This is a genomic window from Candidatus Zixiibacteriota bacterium, from assembly GCA_035574315.1.
GTDB lineage: Bacteria > Desulfobacterota > Binatia > UBA9968 > UBA9968 > DATLYW01.
In genome coordinates, this window is record DATLYW010000053.1 from 25,024 (window position 1) to 41,764 (window position 16,741).

Genomic DNA, 16,741 nt, shown 5'->3' on the forward strand with positions numbered 1-16,741 from the left:
TCTATTTTGCTTTTTAATCCAAAATTCCCGTGGCACACGTTTTGGTATTAGCGCGCCTGTTTTACTTCATGGTGTAAACAGTGGGCGCATGGGGCGCATATAAAGTTCAAGGAGGACAGAACATGACGATCAAGAGTTTGATCGCGGCGGGTGCATTTGGGTCCCTGCTCATGGCTCAGGGATGCATCGCCACGCGCGATTGGGTAAGGGAGCAGATGGATCCGGTGAACGCCCGGGTAACTCAGAGCGAAGGGCGGCTGACCCAGGCCGAGGGTCAGATCAGCAGCCTCGGCACGCGAATGAGCGGGGTCGAGGGCAAGCTCGGGCAGTTCGAAGGCAGGCTGGGGCAGGTCGATGAGAAGGCCGAAAGAGCGCTCAAAGCGATCGGGAACCTCAGGCTCGAGCGCAAGATCGTGATCGACATGAAAGAAGGCGCCAACTTCGCGTTCAATTCGGCCAGTCTTCCCGCGGAGGCCCGCCGGGAGATCGACGGTTTTCTGAGTGATCTCAAAGGCGAGGCAGGGGGCGAGGGGACTTTCTTCGTCGTTGCGGGTCATACCGACAACGTCGGTCCCGAAGACTACAACTACGAGCTGGGAAAACGCCGGGCGGATGCCGTGAGCCGATACCTGATCACGCAAAAGAAGCTCGATCCCATGCGCGTCGTCTCGGTTTCGTACGGAGAGAGCTCGCCGTTGATGGACAACAAGACGCCGCAGGGGCGGGCCAAGAATCGCAGGGTCGAAATCCTGGTGTACCGCGAAGGGATCACGACGGGGGCCACCGCGGGTCAACCCGGCCCGCAGGCGTCCCAGCCCGCGGAGCAACAGGTCAGCCAGAGATAGACCGCGTGGCGACCTCCCTAAACAAAAGAGAAAGGGCGGGGGGTCCCGCCCTTTCTCTTTTCTAGAACCTGTCTCGGAATGCGCTTTTAGCGATTTTCGGGTACCTGGTTCAGCTACCCCCAGGCCAGGAAGGACGACATCCGGGGGAATTCTCCTCCGAAAACCTTCACTTCATGGTGTTACACCGGCGCGTGGCCGAGATCGGCGGCGGCGCCGCGGTTCAGTATTCGCAGGTTCACGGTTCCTCGTAAAGAACCAGGAACCGAAAACTCTTCCTGTCCCGACCCCCCGCCCATTTCTCAACGATGAAGTCTTCCGTGACCCGCGCCGGGGCCTGGAAGCATCAGGACTGAAGTCGCAATCCGAGCCAGAAGCCGATCAGTGCCAGAGAGAGAATGCACCAGTTCGCGGCCTTGAGACGGCGCGTAACGCGATCGAGCTCCTCCGGGGGCACGATGCCTTCGTTTTCCTGGCGCTTCACAAACCGGTGGCCGATCCCCATGGCCTGGTAAACGCTGCACATGACCAGCAAAAACACGAACAGCAGCTTGACGGCGAGATTGTAGCCGATCTCGCTCATGAACGCTTCGCGATAGACGGCCTTGAGGGCGGTCAGCTCGAAGGCGCCCGTAAGCAGAGCCACCCCCAACGCGCCGATGTGGAGCGGGTTGTAAAACCTGAGCGCGGTCGCGAGCGCCAGGGCCCGTTCGTTCCTATCTTCGAGAGCGCCAAGCGCGGGCAGCAAGAGAGCCGACAGGCTGACCGCGGAGCCGAAATAGATCGTCAGCGCGAGAACGTGCAGCCACGAGCTGAGCACGGCGGCCCTGCTCAGCCCCAGGCGAACCGGGACCCTTTCTTGAGCGGTTTGCCGGGCGCGTCGTACGATTCGCCGATGGCTTCGAGCTGTCGGCGAAGCTTTTCCAGCTCATCGCGCTGATGGGCTTCGAACGCCCGCGCTTCCCTGGCCCGGCGCTCGAGGAACTCCTTCCATTCCTTTTCGCGGCGCGCCTGGAATTCCCGCTGCTCCCGCTCCCACCGTTCGTAGGATTCCTCGAGGAGCGTCCGGATGTGATAGTTCAGGTTCTCGCCCACGACCATCGACTTGTTGCAGTGCGGGCAGAAGATCACGTTGCCGATCACGAAGCTGCCGACAGGCTCGACATGGACCTGCCCGCATTTGAAGCAGCGGATCGGAATCGTCCAGGAGTCAACGGGCGGCAGCGGAACGAACTCGACCTCGGGCTCCGGGGGGGCGGAGGGGGAAGGACTCGCCGAGGGCGGCGAGCTGGCCGCGCTGCCGTCACCGGCTGCCGGCGCCGCGGCGGCCGCCTTCGCCGGGGGTTTCGCCGGGGAACCGCCCTGGCCCTTGCGAAAGCGCGACGGGAAATTGTCGCCGAACGTGACGTCAGGATGCAGCGCGCGCGCCCGCGCAATCAGCGTCTCCTCGGTTTCGACGTTGTTCGGATCGGTGACGCAGCAATCGACCGGACAAACCGCGGCACAGGCCTCGTAGTCGTGAAAGCCCACGCATTCGGTACAGAGCTTCGGATCGATCACGTAGATCGTCTCGCCTTGCGAAATCGCGTTGTTCGGACATTCGGGCTCGCAAGCGCCGCAGCTGATGCATTCGTTCGTGATCATCGTCGCCATGAACGGGATCTCCTCCTCAAGGCCGGTGGATTCAGCGTAGATGAAATGCGCGGGGCTTGCAACGGACCCGCGGCTCAGGGTCGGGCAGCCCGACGGCCGAGATCGATGAGCTCGATGCGGTATCCGTTGGGATCTTCGATGAACGCGATTTCCGTTCCGCCGTGCTTCATCGGGCCGGGTTCGCGCACGATTTTCGCTCCCTTCGCGCGCAGCTCGTCGCACGTGCGGTAGATGTCCTCGACGCCGATGGCGACGTGGCCGAAACCGTTGCCGAGATCGTACCTGTGGGTGTCCCAGTTGTAGGTCAACTCGAGCACCGCGTTCTCGGATTCCTCGCCGTAGCCCACGAAGGCCAGGGTAAAGCGCCCGGAGGGATAGTCCTTCTTCCGCAGCAGCCGCATGCCGAGGACGTCGCAGTAGAACTTGAGCGATTCCTCGAGGTCGTTCACCCGAATCATGGTATGGAGCAGGCGCATCGCGATACCTCCGTGGCCGGCGTGGGCAAAATAGCAGCAACCCGGCGCCGCATCAACCCGGGCGAAGCGCCCCTCACGTGGCGTCGCGAGAAAACGGGTGGAGCGATGCGCCGGCCGGCGCGGGCGATTTGTAGTTGGAAGGGACCGGAAACTGAGCTATAGTGCCAACGTGAGAGCTGTTTGTCTCCGGTCGCTCTTGGCCGGTCTTGCGGCCGCCGCGGTGGTCTTGGCAGGGGCAAGCGAAACGCGTTCCGCGACCGCCGCCCCCAAGAAGCTCCGCCTGGCTTACGCCGGCTGGGACATCGGAACCGCCGTAGCGTACGTGGGGGTCGACTCCGGGCTGTTCAAGAAACACGCGATCGAGGTCGAAGAGCTTCCCATCAGGGACACCCTCTCCGCCGGCGTGCACGCGCTGCTCGGGATCGACATGCTGATCGGCTCGGGCAATCCCGTCCCGATGCTGCAGCCGGTGCTGAGCGGCGCTGATCTGGTCTTTTTCGGCTCGCACATCAGCATGCAGCAGTTCGGCATGGGGGTCGTCCCCTCCATTTCCGAGCTGAAGGATCTCAAGGGCAAGAAAGTCGGCGTCGGCGCGCTCGGCGCGCGCTCGGACCTCGCCGCCCGGGTGATGCTCCGCCGCGCGGGTCTCGATCCCGTCCAGGACGTGGAGATCGTTGCTGCAGGGCTCTCGCCGGCGCGGGCGATCGCGATCTCGAAGAACCTCGTCCAGGCGGCGCCGCTCAGCCCGGAAGTGGCGGCGGAGGCCCGAAAACTGGGGATTCGCATCCTGGAGACCAAGTCCGTGCCAGTGGTGACGGACCTGCTCCTGACCACGCGCTCCTTTATCAGGCGGGAAGAAGAAACCATGCGCCGCTTCCTGAAAGGCTACGCGGCCGCCATCCATCATTTCGTCACCCGGCGCGAAGAGAGCCTGGCGATCATCAAGAAGTATTTCCCCGCCAGCCAGAGCGGCACGGTGGAGACGATGTACGACAGCTTCGCCGCGCAGCTTCGGCCGCTTCCGGAGCTCAACACCGAGGCGATCCAGGCGCTCGTGGACGTCACCAGCGTTGTCGACCGGCGCGCGCAGCGGCTCAAACCCGCCGATATCATCGAGCCCCGGTTTCTCGAAGAGCTCAAGGGCAGCAGGTTCCTCAAGGACCTGTACACCGAAAAAGTCAGCCTCTAGGGCGACGCTCCTTCCGGACAGACCAATCCCGGTGGGCGAAATCGTGGAAGGACCGCGCGGCTGGACCCGGCGCGGCACTTTTGCTATGGAGGAGAGACCGAAAATCTACAGGAGGCGGACGTGAGACTGAAGGAGCAGGTGGCCATCGTAACCGGCGCGGGGCGCAACATCGGGGAGGAGATCGCGAAGCTGTTCGCGCAAGAAGGGGCCAAGGTCGCCGTCGTCGATCTCGATCCGGTACGGGGTACCAGGGTGGCGTCCGAGATCAACGCGGGCAAGCCCGGCAGCGCGATCGCGATCGTCTGCGACGTCTCGTCGGCGGATTCGGTGCGCGAAATGACGGACAGCGTGGTGCGTCAGTTCGGCCGCATCGACGTGCTGGTGAACAATGCGGCCTGGACCGATCACAAGACCGTGTTCGACATCAGCGAAGAGGAGTGGGACCGGGTCATGAACGTCTGCCTGCGCAGCGTGTGGTACTGCACTCGCGAGGCGGCGAAAGTCATGATCGACAAGAAGACAAAGGGGAGGATCATCAACATCGCTTCCACCTCGGGCCACTGGGGCCGAAAGGAAGCGACGGCATACACCACGGCCAAGGCCGGTGTTCTCAACCTGACCCGCTCTCTAGCCGTTCAGCTCGCGCCTCACGGCATCCGCGTCAATTCGATTTCGCCGAACCGGATCGGCTCTCCGGTCGGTCAGGACGAGGTGCCCGAGAATCGCTTCGTGCGCAATCTGGCGGGGCGCCGCGGGGTCCCTCTGGACGTCGCCCGGGCGGCGGTTTTCCTGGCCTCGGAGGAATCGGATTTCATCTACGCCGTCGACCTGCCCGTCGACGGGGGCGCGCTGGCGATTCGGGACTGACAGGCTTTCGCCGGGACTCGAATCTCTCGACCCGCGTTCGATCCGGGACGTCGTTCTCTATTCCTGCATTCTCGCGTAGCGGGTTTCGCGACTCGTCACGAACTCGAGCAGCGCAGGCCGGCCTTCGTCCGTGACCCGGCGCCCCAGCCGCAGGGCCTCCGCGATTTCCCCGGGATCTTCGACGCGCCTCGCCCAGGCGCCGAGCGATTGGGCGAGATCCGCGTAGTTGCCGCCGAGGTTCATGGTGCCGAACCGCTCGTGTGAGTCCCGCATGTGAACCGTCTCCGCGGCCATGAAGTTGTTGTTGAGCACGATGGTCAGGACGGGGATGCCGCAGCGCACGGCGGTTTCGAAGTCCAGCCCCGTCATGCCGAAGGCCGCGTCGCCCATGAAGTTCACGCAGAACTTGTCAGGAGCGGCGAGCTTCGCTCCCATGATCAGGCCGAGACCGGTTCCGAGCGCGTGCGATTTCCCCCAGCCGATGTAGCTCCGGGGCGCCGGCGCGCGGTAAAAGGGGACCAGCTGGTTGCGCGGGCTGCCGGCGTCGTGGGACACGATCGCGCCGTTCGGGTCGAACAGCTTCATGAACTCCCAGATGACCCGGTAAGGATTGATCGGTCGCTCGGCGGAGGTGAGCTTCGGCATCCATTCCGCCATCCACGCTTCCCTGATCTGATGAATCTCTGCCGCAACCGCCGAGCCGTCGCGACGCTCCTTTCCCAGCCGATCGGCGACCGCCTGGGCGAGCTGGCGCAACACGGGTTTGGCATCGCCGAGAACGGGGTAGTCGGCGGCGTAGTGCTTGTTGATGTCGCGTTCATCGTTGGTTGCATGGATGATGATTTTCCCCGGGGGGATGGGAGCCGCAACGATGCTATGACGCGTCAAGCTTGCGCCGACGGCAAAGATCACATCGGCCTTCTGCAGGAAAACCTGCACCGGCCTGGGCATCACGCCGGCTCCGGTTCCGAGGGATAGCGGGTGGTGCTCGGGAAACGCGCTCTTGCCTTCGAGAGGCGTCGTTACCGGCGCCTGGAGCAGCTCCGCCAGCGTCCGGAGCTCCTCGCAAGCCTCCGCATAGAGCACTCCCTGGCCGGCGATGATCACCGGGCGTTTCGCCTCGACCAGCACCCTGGCGGCCAAGTCCACGTCCGCGGGGTCGGGTCCGCTCACGGCCCTCCTGACCGGGCGATAGGCGTCGGTATCGGCAGGAACATCTTCAACCGCGACGTCTCCGGGAATCTCGACCAGCACCGGGCCGGGACGGCCGGTTTTGAGATAGCTGAAGGCCCGGCGCATGATTTCGGGGACCTGGCGTGCCAGCGTGATCTCCTCGACCCATTTGGTCACCGGAGCGTAGGCCTGAACGGATCTGAAAAAGTGAAAAACCTGCGCGGTCGACCGCGCGTAGCCCACCGGGAGCAACAGTATGGGGACCGAGTCCGAATAGGCGGTGGCGATCCCGGAGAAGGCGTTTTCCGCCCCAGGGCCGGCCTGCATCGTGAAAACTCCGATCCGCCGGCCATTGGTCACCCGGGTGAAGCCGTCGGCGATCCCGACGCCGACGCGCTCCTGGCGACAGACGATGGGCCGGATACCGGCGCGGGCGGAGGCCTCGATCAGAGGGTTGGTGGGATAGCAGGAGAGAAACTCCACGCCCTCGTGCTTGAGGATCTCGCAGATTGCATCGACGACACGCATTTTTCTTGCCTCCCGAACGCCCGGCGCTCTGCAGGGCGTTCCCGGTTCGAGGATCGAACCTTTGCGGCCAGGAGCAGGGGGCTACGAGCCTTCCCCGTATTGTACGCGCCAGTAATAGTTGACCAGACCGACGTATTCGTGCAGAGAAGCGGCGATGTTTCGCGCCGCTCCTTCGGTCGGGAAAAAATCGAGCGGCGTGAGCGGTTGCTTGCCGAGGGAAAAATCTCCCGGCGCCGGAACGGGCTCGGGTGCCTTCGCCCTGAAAACCAGCATGCTCCGAGGCATGTGGACCGCGGACGTCACCAGCAAATAACGCTTCCAGCCGCGCTCGCGGAGCAGCTTTCCCACCGCGACGGCGCTTTCGAAAGTGTCGCGCGACTGGCCTTCCCCGATCACGTGATCTGGGGTCACGCCCCAGCGAATGAGATAATCGCGCGCGATTTGGTTTTCGTTTTTTGGCGCCGTGAAGGGATTGACATGCCCGCCGGAAACAATCACCGGCTTGGGACTGATGCGGTACAGGCGCCACGCCTCATCGAGGCGGCGGAACATCGATTCCTCCAGCGTGGGAAAAGGGATCAGCCCCTCGGCCGGGAGGATCCCGCCGGTCAGCACGACGATGGCCTGATAGGGCTCGGCGCGGCGCGGATCGAGGAGAGGGCGGTAGCGGCTTTCGAGCGGGTGACGGAGCAGGTAGCCGAAAGGGGCACTGTGCAGGAGAACAATCAAACAGAGGACCAGCCCCAGAAGCGTTCGCGCCCACCGACGCCGCCAGAGGATCAGCACCGCCAGCAGCAGCAGCAGCCAGGGGACCGGCGGCATGATCAGGCTTTTCAGAAACTGCTTGGCGACGAACATCAAAAGAGACGCCGTCGAGACGGGTTCAGGGGCCTACTCCGCATCCGGTTGCTTCTCCGGGGCCGCGGCGGCGAAGGCAGGCAGAGCCATGCAGGCCCGCTCGATTTCGAGCAGGTTCGGGTACCGCGACAGATCGCAGCCGAACCGTCGGGCGTTGCCGAGTTGCGGGATCAGGCAGATATCCGCCATCGTCGGAGCGCCGCCGAAGCAAAAGCTCCCCCGGGAAGGGACGGAAACGACCATCGTCTCGAGAGTCGACAAGCCGAGATCGATCCAATGGCGCGCCCAGGCGTTCACTTCCTCGTCGGAGTGATGGAAGCGGTCTCTGAGAAAGTTCAGGACCCGGAGATTCTGAATGGGGTGGACCTCACAGGCGATCACCAGGGCCATCGCTCGCACCAGAGCCCGATCGGCGGGATCGCGCGGCAAGAGTGGAGGCCGGGGATACCGCTCTTCCAGGTATTCGATGATCGCGAGCGACTGGATGAGAACGCGACCGCCGTCTTCCAGGGCGGGGACGAGGCCCTGAGGGTTGACGGCCCGGTACGACGGGCCCAGCTGTTCTCCGCCTCCGCGTCGAAGGTGGATCGGAATCTGATCGTATGCCAGGCCCTTGATGTTGAGCGCTATCCGAACCCGGTAGGAGGCTGAGCTTCGAAAGAACGTGTAGAGCTTCATGCGCTCTTTTCCCTCTCAACGACCCCCGCGGACGTGTCGTGAAACGATGTCCGACGCATCGCGCGTGTCATTTCCATTAGTACAGTTGAGATCACGGGGTCAAGAGCGGCAAGGCGGCACAGGTCCCGTCCCGTTTCACGCGGAGCGGTTCCATGGTAGGAGAGACGGAACAAAACCTGCAGGCGAGGTCGGGCATGGCATTGGGCAGAGTGCTGGTCGAGGAGTTCCAGACCGACGTTCTCAAGTGGCTCGCGGAGCGCGTCGAGCTGGTGATAGTGAACCCCTGGATGGAGCCGGAACGCTGGGAGCTGGAAGTCGGCCGGGTGGACGCCGTGATCAGTCGCAAAGGAAAGATCACGCGAGATCTCATGCTCGCGAGCCGGGGTCGGCTGAAGATCATCGCCCGGACGGGCGTCGGCGTCGATCCTTCCAGGGTCGACCTCGATGCCGCAAAGGAGCTGAAAATCTGGGTCACGAACATGCCGGGGAGCAACGCCGTATCCGTGGCGGAACTGGTCTTCGGCCAGATGATCGCCCTGGCGCGGCACACCGTGGAAGCGGACCGGGCGGTGCGGCAGGGCAAATGGGGGGACTACGCAAAGTTCACCGGAGTCGAGCTCGCCGGAAAAACCCTGGGGATCGTCGGCATGGGGAATATTGGCACGAGGGTCGCCCTCCGTGCCCGTGCCTTCGAGATGGGATTGCTGGTTTTCGATCCGTACATTCCGGAGTCGCATGTCACCGCTCTGGGCGGCCGGTTCGTCGGGTTGGAGGAGCTGCTCGCGGCCTCGGATTTCGTGACGTTTCATTGCCCGCTGACCGAAGAGACCAGGGGCATGGTCGGGGCCGACAGGCTGCGATTGATGAAGCCCACCGCCTATCTCCTCAACGCGGCGCGCGGCGGAATCGTCGACGAGGGGGCGCTGTGCGCCGTTCTCGCCGAGCGGGCCATCGCCGGCGCCGCGCTCGACGTGGTCGAGCACGAGCCGCTCGCACCGGACCATCCGTTCCTTCGGCTGAGCAACGTGATCCTGACGCCTCACATCGGGGCCATGACCCACGAGGCGGCGGCGCGCGGGGAGCGGGGCGCCGCGGAGGAGGTAATTCGCGTATTGCGTGGAGAGCGGCCGAAAAACCCCGTTTTCGACCTATCGGACCGGTAGGCGGCCCACTTCGACGCCGCGGTCGGGACAAAGCCGTACGACGTTGACCGTGCCCTCGTATTCAGGCGACCCCGAGTAGTGGGCGACGACCTCGCCGTTTCCGACCCGAGCCGCGCGGTTCCAGTGGCCCAAAGCCACGTAGTCGGCGCCGGTGGCGACGAGATCTTCGTGACGAATCAACCAGGAGCCGAGCAGCCGTCCCGGCTCCTCGGGTTCGTCCACGTAGTGGCCGTGAGCCGTGGCGAGGTGCCAGCGCGCGCGCCTCGGGCGGGGATCGGCCAACGGTGACATGTCCAGATAATCCATGTGCGGGCGCCCCCAGATCTCGAGATCGAGCGCTTCGAAAGTCACCGTGTTGTCCACGTTCAGCCCGAGAATCATGACGTTCGGAATCGTGGCGAGACCGGCGCGCCTGTAAACCGAGTCCGGAGTCAGCGGGTCGTGGTTGCCGGGGAGCACAATGATCGGGCGCCCATAGTCCCGCATGATATCCGCGGCCCGGTGAAGAAGGTCCGCGGGTTGGCGGTGATTGTCGAACGTGTCTCCCGCAAGCACGACGATGTCCGCGCTGACGGCTTCCCCTGCCGCGAGCACTCCTTTGAGCAATTTGAGGCTTCGCAGTCCCCGCCCCGGGTCAAAGCTGTCGTCGACCCCGAGATGGATGTCGGAGCTGTGGAGGATAACCGTGTTGGGTTCCGGCGGGGTCATCGAACGGTACGAATGAACGGGCGCGTGATACGCCGACGGTAGCAGGAAAGGCCGACGGTTTGCAAACGTCCGCCCGGCAGGCTGCTTGCAAACGGCCGTCTCGACAATTCCGGAACGGCCGCGGCACGGTCAGGAAAGAGAAAAAAAGGAAGGCGGGGAGGGCCACCTTCCTCTGAAGAGAATGGAAAGCAGGTTACTTGGTCTTGCCTTCTTCTTTCTTGGCTTCTTCTTTCTTGGCCTCGCCCTTGGCTTTGCCTTTGGCCTTGGCTTTGGCGGCTTCTTTTTTCGTTTCGCCCTTGCCTTTCTCTTCGCCTTTGGCCTCGGCCTTCTCCTTCGCCTTCTCCGCTTTCACTTCGCTGCTGGCGGCAAAAGCTCCCGAGGCGAGGAATAAAGAAGCGATCAACGCACCCAGAAAACGTTTCATCGAGAAGTCCTCCTTAGTTTGAAAATTCCTGTTCGATTCCGAAAACAACCCCGGCCAGCGTCCCGCCCTCCACTCGAAACGGCCTCCGGAAGTGATGTTTTCGAAATCTTAGACGTGCGTTCCTTCTTTTTAATTCACGTCGACGCCGCTTTATATAACAGACCACGGATATCCTCAAGGGTATTCGTGGCCCTGAAAAGGCGTGCAATCGGGTAATCTCGCCCCGACCAGACCCGTACGAGGATGCTCCGGTTCGATCGCTCCTTGAGGACCTATGGTTTACGGGCCAGATACAGTTCTTGACATTTCCGCTTCTATCACTTAAGATCGTGGCATTTCGTAAAATGAAGATCGGTTCGAAAGGATACTACGGATTGCTGGCGCTTGCAGAGCTGGCCGCGAGCTACTCGTCGCGCAGGGCCTTGCAGGTGAAAGAAATCGCAAAAAACCAAAACATTCCAACAGAATACCTGGGGCAGATCATGGTCCTTCTCAAACGGGCGGGGCTGGTGCACGGCTCCCGCGGTCCGGCCGGAGGCTATACGCTGGCGCGGCCGCCCGAGCTGATTACGATACGGGACGCGCTACGCGCGCTCGAGGGGCCTTCGCTGACGATTGATATCAGCGGCCAGAAATCCGGGCTGTCTCCAGCGTGTCAAAAAGTGGTCGAGATCTGGGCGAGAGGGCTCAGGGCTATGGAACAGGTTCTCGAGGAGTCGACCATAGCGGACCTTTGTCGGGCAAAGCCCGACGCCTACATGTTCTACATCTGATCAATGGCTGCAGAAAATTTTTTTTCTCCTTTTCCGACTAAACCAATCGGTAAAGTTTCATCACTGCGTGGAGCCATGGAGGTGAACCGTGAAGGCGACTCCAAGCTGGAAAGAAAAGCTCGCAGACCGCATTGCTCCCGAGCTCGGCCGCGAGATCGACATTTTCGAGCAGCAGATGGAGCTCCGCAGGCAGGGAAAGATCGACGAGAAGGTATTCGCCGAAACCCGCCTGCGCCGGGGCATCTACGGGCAGCGTTATGACAACGGGCAGCGTCACGACGGAATAAAGGTCCGGAAGCTCAATCTTTCGCCCGGGACGTTGAAAGGTCCCGATACCCTCTGGGACGCTCCGGGAATGATGCGCATCAAGATCCCCTTCGGGGGGCTCAACCCAGCGCAGCTCGAGACGCTGGCGGAGCTTTCAGAAGAGTACTCCGACGGGGTTGCGCACGTGACCACGCGCCAGGACTTTCAATTTCACTTCGTTCACATCGAGGACACCCCGGCCCTCATGCGCCGGCTCGCCGCGGTGGGAATAACGACACGCGAAGCCTGCGGAAACGTCGTCCGCAACGTGACCGCTTGCCCTCTGGCAGGGGTCTGCCGCGACGAGGCGTTCGACGTTACGCCTCACGCCCAGGCTTGCTCGAAGTTCCTGCTCGGTCATCCCGACACGCAGGATTTCGGCCGCAAGTTCAAGATCGCTTTCTCGGGGTGCCGGGAGCATCCATGCGGGCTCGTGACCATGCACGATGTGGGCGCCATCGCGCGTACCCGGGTGATCGACGGCACGGAAAAGCGGGGTTTCGAGCTCTATGTGGGAGGCGGATTGGGAGCGGTGCCCTACAAGGCGAAACTGTTCGACGAGTTCCTGCCGGAGGAAGAGCTGTTGCCCACCGCGCAGGCGATCTCGCGTGTCTTCGCGCGCCTCGGCGAAAAGCGCAACCGGCAGCGGGCACGGCTCAAGTTCCTGGTTGCCGGCCTCGGCATCGAAAGGTTCCGCGACCTCGTCCTCGACGAGCGCCGCAAGCTCGCGTTCGACCCGCGCTGGACGGCGCACCTCGCCCGCGAAGAGCCGGGGGAATGCCCGCTCAGGCCCGGAGCCGCCCTCGACGGAGGCGACCGGCCGCCCGGTTTCGAGGCCTGGTATGCGACCAACGTCTACCAGCAGCGACAGCCGGGATACGCCGCCGCGACGGTGACGCTCCCGCTCGGGGATATCAGCGCGGACCAGCTTCGAGGTCTCGCCGATATCGCGCGGCGTTTCGTGAAGGATACGCTGCGCACCACCGTCGAGCAGAACATCTTGTTCCGGTGGGTGAGCGAGAAAGATCTCCCGGAATTCTACCGCGCGATCCGCGCCATCGGTCTGGGGATGCCGGATGCGGGAACGATCGTGGACGTGACGGCGTGTCCCGGCACCGATACCTGCAAGCTCGGCATCGCTTCCTCCCGCGGGCTCGCCCGCGAGCTTCGCCGCCGGCTCGGCGAGAAGAGCCTGGAGCTCGACGAGGCGGTGAAGAGCCTCAGGGTCAAGGTGAGCGGCTGTTTCAACTCGTGCGGCCAGCATCACGTCGCCGACATCGGCTTTTATGGCGTCAACCGCAACGTCAACGGCTTCCAGGTGCCGCACTTCCAGGTCGTCCTGGGCGGTGTCTTCAGCGACAACGCCCGAGAGTACGGAGTCCCGATCGGCGCCGTCCCGTCGAAGCGGATACCGGAGGCGGTGGTCGCGATCGCCGATCACTACGTGCGGCGGCGTTCGAAGGGCGAGAGCTTTCAGGCGTTCGTTCGCCGGGTGGGAAAGCAGGAGATCAAGGGGCTGTTGCAGGAGCTCAGCGCGATCCCCGCCCACGACGCGGACGCTTCGTATTACACGGACTGGGGAGATCCGCGCGTGTTCACGCTCACCGACCTGGGGACCGGCGAATGCGCCGGCGAGGTGGTAAGCCAGGCGGAATTCGCACTCGCCGCCAGTGAGCGCGAGCTGTTCGAGGCGCAGTTGCTCATCGACACCGGGCGCATCGAGGAGGCCGTTAAAACCGCCTACGGCGCAATGCTCCGCGCCGCGCAGGGTCTGGTTCAGGCTCAGGGAACGGCGGCCGCGACAGAGGAGCGGGAAATCCTGGCCGAGTTCAGGCGGCGCTTTTGCGACACGCAGCTCTTTTGGGACAAATACGCGGGCGGGAAGTTCGCGGACTACCTTTTCAAGGCGAAGGAGCTCCTCGACAGCGGACGGATCGACGACGCCGATCGCGCCGTCCGGCTGTTGCAGGAGGCGCAGCTGTTCATCGACGCGGCCCGTAGCTGCCACGACCGGCTGCGAAGCGGCGGCGGATCCGCAGTATTCCCGGCGGCGCCGGCTCAGCCGGGCGCTTGACGAGCGGGGCATCGATGGAACTGCAGAAGCTCGCGGTGAAGCTGTTCACGACCGATCCCGGCCGTCCGCCGCTCGCGGATTTCATCGAGGTCTTTCATCGATGGATCCAGCAGGGCGAGGGAAACTACCACGACGTGGCTGACTACAGCCATATGCAGGGGGGGCCGGGAATCGTACTGGTGGCGTACGATGCCAATGTGAGCATCGACGAAACCGACAACCGGCGCGGGCTGCTCTACAGCCGCAAGGCTCGACTCGACGGCTCGAACCAGGAAATCCTTCGCGCGGTGCTGACGGCCGCGCTGGAGAATTGCCGGCGGCTGGAGGAAGAGCCGTTGTTCGGCGGAGTCGTCAGATTCTCGGGCAACGAGCTGCTCTTCTCGGTCAACGACCGCCTCGGCGCGCCCAACAACGACGAATGCTACGAGGCGCTGAAATCAGAGGTTGCGATTCTGGCCGGGCTGCTCTACCCGTGCGCGTCTCTCGGCTTCGATCGCGACCCGGACCCGCGCAAGCGGCTGAACCTCCGCCTCACGGCGCCGACGTCGCGGAGCGCCGTGGAGTTGCTGCAGGTACTCCGGCCCGCAAGCGAGAAAGACATTTTCCGAGGAATCTAGGATGGCCGACACCGATTTTGCCTGGGAGAACCTTGCCGCGGAGGAAGTCGTCGAGCAGGCGCTCCACCGCTTTTCTCCGGACATCGCGCTGGCGTGCTCGTTTCAGGCCGAGGAATCGATCCTGATCGACATGATGCACCGCTCGAGGGGGCCGGCGTTCCGCGTGTTCACGCTGGACACCGGGCGGCTCGATCAGGAGACCTACGACTGCATGGAGGCGATGCGCGCCCGGTACGGGATCGAGATCGAGGTTTTCTTTCCCGACTTCGCCGGTATCGAGGCCATGGTGCGGCAGCACGGCGTCAATCTGTTCTTCCGGTCCGTCGCGCACCGAAGGCTCTGCTGCTCGGTCCGCAAGGTCGAGCCGCTCAAACGCGCGCTGAAGGGTCTGCGCGCGTGGATGACCGGGTTGCGCCGTGAGCAGGCACCGGCGCGCTCGGCTCTCCGGAAGCTGGAGATCGATCGTGATCACGGCGGCATCCTGAAGATCAATCCGCTGGTCGACTGGACCACCGAGCGGGTGTGGCGCTACATCCGGGAAAACGGCGTGCCTTACAATCGGCTCTACGATCGCGGCTATGCCAGCATCGGCTGCGCCCCCTGCACGCGCGCGGTGGGCTTTGGCGAGGAGCTGCGCGCCGGGCGGTGGTGGTGGGAGCCGCCGGAGGGGAAGGAATGCGGACTGCACGCGGGCAGCGAACAGGCAACGTAACCGGCGACGTGTACGCGCTGGCGCCGTCGGCTCGCCTTCCCGTCACGGACTCCGAAGAGTTTCTCGCGGCGCTGCTCGCGAAGGAAAAACGGCTGCCGTACGAGAAAGTGCTCCTGAGCCTCGCCGATTCGCTCTACCGGCGGGAGCTCCGCGCCGGGGGCTGGGCCGCGGACGTCGGGGTTTTCGGCCGGCGGTTGTTCCTGGCGGAAGCGCGCCGCGTCGTGGAAAGGGCAAAGGGCGAGCTGTGGGAGGTCGGCTGAGCGGGGGACGGAAGATGGGTTTTTATCCGATCGTTCTCCAACTCTCAGGGCGCCGTTGCCTCGTGATCGGCGGGGGCGCCGTTGCGGAGCGAAAGATCGCGGGGCTGCTCGAGGCAGGGGCTGTTGTTGCCGTCGTGAGCCCCGAGGTTACTCCCCGCATCGCCCGATGGGCCGAAGCGGGCACGGTCGGGCTCAGGGCGAGAGCCTATCGCCGAGGAGACCTCTCCGGATACGAGATCGCTTTTGCGACGACGGGCGACCGAGAGGTGAACGCGCAGATCCGAGAGGAAGCCGTTGAACGCGGTGTCTGGCTCAACGCCGCCGACGATCCGGAAAGCTGCGACTTTGTCCTGCCGTCGGTGCTGCGGCGCGGCGATCTCGTGGTGGCGGTATCGACCGGCGGCGGAAGTCCTGCGTTCGCGCGGGCGATTCGCGAGGAGCTGGAACGCCATTTCACCTCCGAGCACGAGATCCTCGCCCGGGTCGCGGCAGAGGTCCGGCGGGAGCTGCGCCGGCGGGCCATCGCTCCCGACTATGAAACGTGGCGCAGGGCGCTCGGCGGCGAGGCAAAGCGGCTCGTTGCGAGAGGGGATATTGCCGGGGCGAGGAGCCTTCTGCTGAAGGAATTGGGAGCGGCCGGATGCGATTAGGGAAAGTCTATCTCGTCGGCGCGGGCCCGGGTGATCCCGGCCTGTTGACCGTGCGCGGCCTTCAGCGGCTGCAACTCGCGCAAGTGGTCGTGTACGATCACCTCGTCAACCCCCTCCTTCTGGAGGAAGCGCCTCCGGTTGCGATCCGCGTCTTTGCCGGGAAAAGGGCCGGCCATCGGGGCCTCACGCAGAGCGAGATTCATCGAATTCTCATCGGCTACGCACGGCTCGGCTACGAGGTCGTGCGGCTCAAGGGCGGCGATCCGTTCGTTTTCGGAAGGGGAGGGGAAGAAGCCGCGGCGCTGGCCGAGGCGGGAATACCGTTCGAGATCGTTCCCGGGGTGAGCTCGGCGGTCGCGGTGCCGGCTTACGCCGGAATTCCGCTCACGCACAGGGACTTCGCATCGTCCTTCGCGGTGGTGACCGGCCACGACGCCTGCAAGCCGCGGCCACCCGTGGACTGGGGCCGGATCGCGACGGCGGTGGATACGCTCGTGGTGCTCATGGGGCTTAAAAACCTGCCGGCGATCGCTGCCGATCTCATCCGCCACGGGCTGCCCCCGGAGACTCCGGCCGCGGTGATTCGATGGGGGACCACTCCGGCGCAGGAAACCGTGAGCGGAACGCTCGGCGATATCGCCGGGAAGGCGGCCCATCTCGAGCCGCCGGCGGTCATCGTCGTGGGTAAGGTCGTGGAGCTGAAGGACCGATTGGATTGGTTCGGCACGCTGCGCGAGGCGCTCGGCACAGACCAGGCGGGCACAAGCCCTTAGAAAGGCAACGGGAAAGA

19 protein-coding genes are annotated in these 16,741 nt (G+C 64.0%); 11 read left to right on the forward strand and 8 right to left on the reverse strand.

The window, feature by feature from the left end; translation table 11 throughout:
- The first annotated feature begins 122 nt into the window (after positions 1–122).
- Entirely contained in the window at positions 123–845 is a 723-nt protein-coding gene (locus VNN77_19545; GenBank protein ID HXG53601.1) for an OmpA family protein, read from the forward strand.
- Between the two features lie 343 nt (positions 846–1,188).
- On the opposite strand, the gene VNN77_19550 is transcribed toward VNN77_19545, so the two are convergent.
- The 3 genes from VNN77_19550 to gloA form a co-directional block, all read right to left on the reverse strand.
- A complete protein-coding gene (locus tag VNN77_19550; protein HXG53602.1) occupies positions 1,189–1,662 on the reverse strand; it encodes a hypothetical protein in 474 nt (157 codons plus the stop codon).
- 11 nt (positions 1,663–1,673) lie between these two features.
- Positions 1,674–2,495 carry a YfhL family 4Fe-4S dicluster ferredoxin gene (locus VNN77_19555; GenBank protein HXG53603.1) on the reverse strand — a complete coding sequence of 274 codons (822 nt, stop codon included), beginning with the start codon at positions 2,493–2,495 and terminating at the stop codon, positions 1,674–1,676.
- A 74-nt stretch (positions 2,496–2,569) separates the two neighbouring features.
- Positions 2,570–2,971 (reverse strand): lactoylglutathione lyase, encoded by a 402-nt coding sequence (gloA, locus tag VNN77_19560; protein HXG53604.1) that lies wholly within the window; start codon positions 2,969–2,971, stop codon positions 2,570–2,572.
- 226 nt (positions 2,972–3,197) lie between these two features.
- Here gloA and VNN77_19565 point away from each other — a divergent pair, with 226 nt between their 5' ends.
- Together VNN77_19565 and VNN77_19570 are read left to right on the forward strand one after the other, a co-directional pair.
- Positions 3,198–4,160: an ABC transporter substrate-binding protein gene (locus VNN77_19565; GenBank protein HXG53605.1), complete on the forward strand. Its 963-nt coding sequence runs from the start codon at positions 3,198–3,200 to the stop codon at positions 4,158–4,160.
- A 120-nt stretch (positions 4,161–4,280) separates the two neighbouring features.
- Positions 4,281–5,027, forward strand: a complete 747-nt coding sequence (locus VNN77_19570) for an SDR family oxidoreductase (protein ID HXG53606.1) — start codon at positions 4,281–4,283, stop codon at positions 5,025–5,027.
- 57 nt (positions 5,028–5,084) lie between these two features.
- On the opposite strand, the gene VNN77_19575 is transcribed toward VNN77_19570, so the two are convergent.
- From VNN77_19575 to maiA, 3 genes are all read right to left on the reverse strand, one after another.
- Entirely contained in the window at positions 5,085–6,728 is a 1,644-nt protein-coding gene (locus tag VNN77_19575) for a thiamine pyrophosphate-requiring protein (GenBank protein HXG53607.1), read from the reverse strand.
- Positions 6,729–6,809: 81 nt separating this feature from the next.
- Positions 6,810–7,586 carry a YdcF family protein gene (locus VNN77_19580; protein ID HXG53608.1) on the reverse strand — a complete coding sequence of 259 codons (777 nt, stop codon included), beginning with the start codon at positions 7,584–7,586 and terminating at the stop codon, positions 6,810–6,812.
- Between the two features lie 33 nt (positions 7,587–7,619).
- Positions 7,620–8,264 (reverse strand): maleylacetoacetate isomerase, encoded by a 645-nt coding sequence (maiA, locus tag VNN77_19585; GenBank protein HXG53609.1) that lies wholly within the window; start codon positions 8,262–8,264, stop codon positions 7,620–7,622.
- A 194-nt stretch (positions 8,265–8,458) separates the two neighbouring features.
- Between maiA and VNN77_19590 the strand changes: the two genes are divergently transcribed.
- Positions 8,459–9,427, forward strand: a complete 969-nt coding sequence (locus VNN77_19590; protein ID HXG53610.1) for a hydroxyacid dehydrogenase — start codon at positions 8,459–8,461, stop codon at positions 9,425–9,427.
- Here the strand turns inward: VNN77_19590 and VNN77_19595 are convergent.
- Positions 9,413–10,135, reverse strand: a complete 723-nt coding sequence (locus VNN77_19595) for a metallophosphoesterase (protein HXG53611.1) — start codon at positions 10,133–10,135, stop codon at positions 9,413–9,415. The two genes, VNN77_19590 and VNN77_19595, sit on opposite strands and share 15 nt — an antisense overlap.
- A 193-nt stretch (positions 10,136–10,328) precedes the next feature.
- Positions 10,329–10,559: a hypothetical protein gene (locus VNN77_19600; protein ID HXG53612.1), complete on the reverse strand. Its 231-nt coding sequence runs from the start codon at positions 10,557–10,559 to the stop codon at positions 10,329–10,331.
- Between the two features lie 344 nt (positions 10,560–10,903).
- Here VNN77_19600 and VNN77_19605 point away from each other — a divergent pair, with 344 nt between their 5' ends.
- From VNN77_19605 to cobA, 7 genes are all read left to right on the forward strand, one after another.
- Positions 10,904–11,332, forward strand: a complete 429-nt coding sequence (locus VNN77_19605) for an Rrf2 family transcriptional regulator (protein HXG53613.1) — start codon at positions 10,904–10,906, stop codon at positions 11,330–11,332.
- Between the two features lie 88 nt (positions 11,333–11,420).
- Complete coding sequence (locus VNN77_19610; protein HXG53614.1) at positions 11,421–13,712, forward strand: nitrite/sulfite reductase; 2,292 nt, start codon at positions 11,421–11,423, stop codon at positions 13,710–13,712.
- Between the two features lie 14 nt (positions 13,713–13,726).
- On the forward strand, positions 13,727–14,329 hold the full coding sequence (locus tag VNN77_19615; protein ID HXG53615.1) for a hypothetical protein: 603 nt from the start codon (positions 13,727–13,729) through the stop codon (positions 14,327–14,329).
- Between the two features lies 1 nt (position 14,330).
- Positions 14,331–15,041 (forward strand): phosphoadenylyl-sulfate reductase, encoded by a 711-nt coding sequence (locus VNN77_19620; protein ID HXG53616.1) that lies wholly within the window; start codon positions 14,331–14,333, stop codon positions 15,039–15,041.
- A complete protein-coding gene (locus tag VNN77_19625; protein ID HXG53617.1) occupies positions 15,005–15,301 on the forward strand; it encodes a hypothetical protein in 297 nt (98 codons plus the stop codon). The genes VNN77_19620 and VNN77_19625 overlap by 37 nt, the downstream gene beginning before the upstream one ends.
- Positions 15,302–15,315: 14 nt before the next feature.
- Positions 15,316–15,951: a bifunctional precorrin-2 dehydrogenase/sirohydrochlorin ferrochelatase gene (locus VNN77_19630; GenBank protein HXG53618.1), complete on the forward strand. Its 636-nt coding sequence runs from the start codon at positions 15,316–15,318 to the stop codon at positions 15,949–15,951.
- Complete coding sequence (cobA, locus tag VNN77_19635) at positions 15,942–16,724, forward strand: uroporphyrinogen-III C-methyltransferase (GenBank protein HXG53619.1); 783 nt, start codon at positions 15,942–15,944, stop codon at positions 16,722–16,724. Before VNN77_19630 ends, cobA begins: the two co-directional genes overlap by 10 nt.
- The last annotated feature ends 17 nt before the right edge of the window (positions 16,725–16,741 follow it).

Bases quoted from the DNA above. Each gene is read 5' to 3' on its own strand.
- VNN77_19575 (HXG53607.1), bottom strand. From the start codon at position 6,728: ATGCGTGTCGTCGATGCAATCTGCGAGATCCTCAAGCACGAGGGCGTG.
- VNN77_19545 (HXG53601.1), top strand. From the start codon at position 123: ATGACGATCAAGAGTTTGATCGCGGCGGGTGCATTTGGGTCCCTGCTC.
- maiA (HXG53609.1), bottom strand. From the start codon at position 8,264: ATGAAGCTCTACACGTTCTTTCGAAGCTCAGCCTCCTACCGGGTTCGG.
- VNN77_19555 (HXG53603.1), bottom strand. From the start codon at position 2,495: ATGGCGACGATGATCACGAACGAATGCATCAGCTGCGGCGCTTGCGAG.
- VNN77_19595 (HXG53611.1), bottom strand. From the start codon at position 10,135: ATGACCCCGCCGGAACCCAACACGGTTATCCTCCACAGCTCCGACATC.
- VNN77_19630 (HXG53618.1), top strand. From the start codon at position 15,316: ATGGGTTTTTATCCGATCGTTCTCCAACTCTCAGGGCGCCGTTGCCTC.
- VNN77_19600 (HXG53612.1), bottom strand. From the start codon at position 10,559: ATGAAACGTTTTCTGGGTGCGTTGATCGCTTCTTTATTCCTCGCCTCG.
- VNN77_19625 (HXG53617.1), top strand. From the start codon at position 15,005: ATGCGGACTGCACGCGGGCAGCGAACAGGCAACGTAACCGGCGACGTG.
- VNN77_19620 (HXG53616.1), top strand. From the start codon at position 14,331: ATGGCCGACACCGATTTTGCCTGGGAGAACCTTGCCGCGGAGGAAGTC.
- gloA (HXG53604.1), bottom strand. From the start codon at position 2,971: ATGCGCCTGCTCCATACCATGATTCGGGTGAACGACCTCGAGGAATCG.
- cobA (HXG53619.1), top strand. From the start codon at position 15,942: ATGCGATTAGGGAAAGTCTATCTCGTCGGCGCGGGCCCGGGTGATCCC.
- VNN77_19580 (HXG53608.1), bottom strand. From the start codon at position 7,586: ATGTTCGTCGCCAAGCAGTTTCTGAAAAGCCTGATCATGCCGCCGGTC.
- VNN77_19590 (HXG53610.1), top strand. From the start codon at position 8,459: ATGGCATTGGGCAGAGTGCTGGTCGAGGAGTTCCAGACCGACGTTCTC.
- VNN77_19615 (HXG53615.1), top strand. From the start codon at position 13,727: ATGGAACTGCAGAAGCTCGCGGTGAAGCTGTTCACGACCGATCCCGGC.
- VNN77_19605 (HXG53613.1), top strand. From the start codon at position 10,904: ATGAAGATCGGTTCGAAAGGATACTACGGATTGCTGGCGCTTGCAGAG.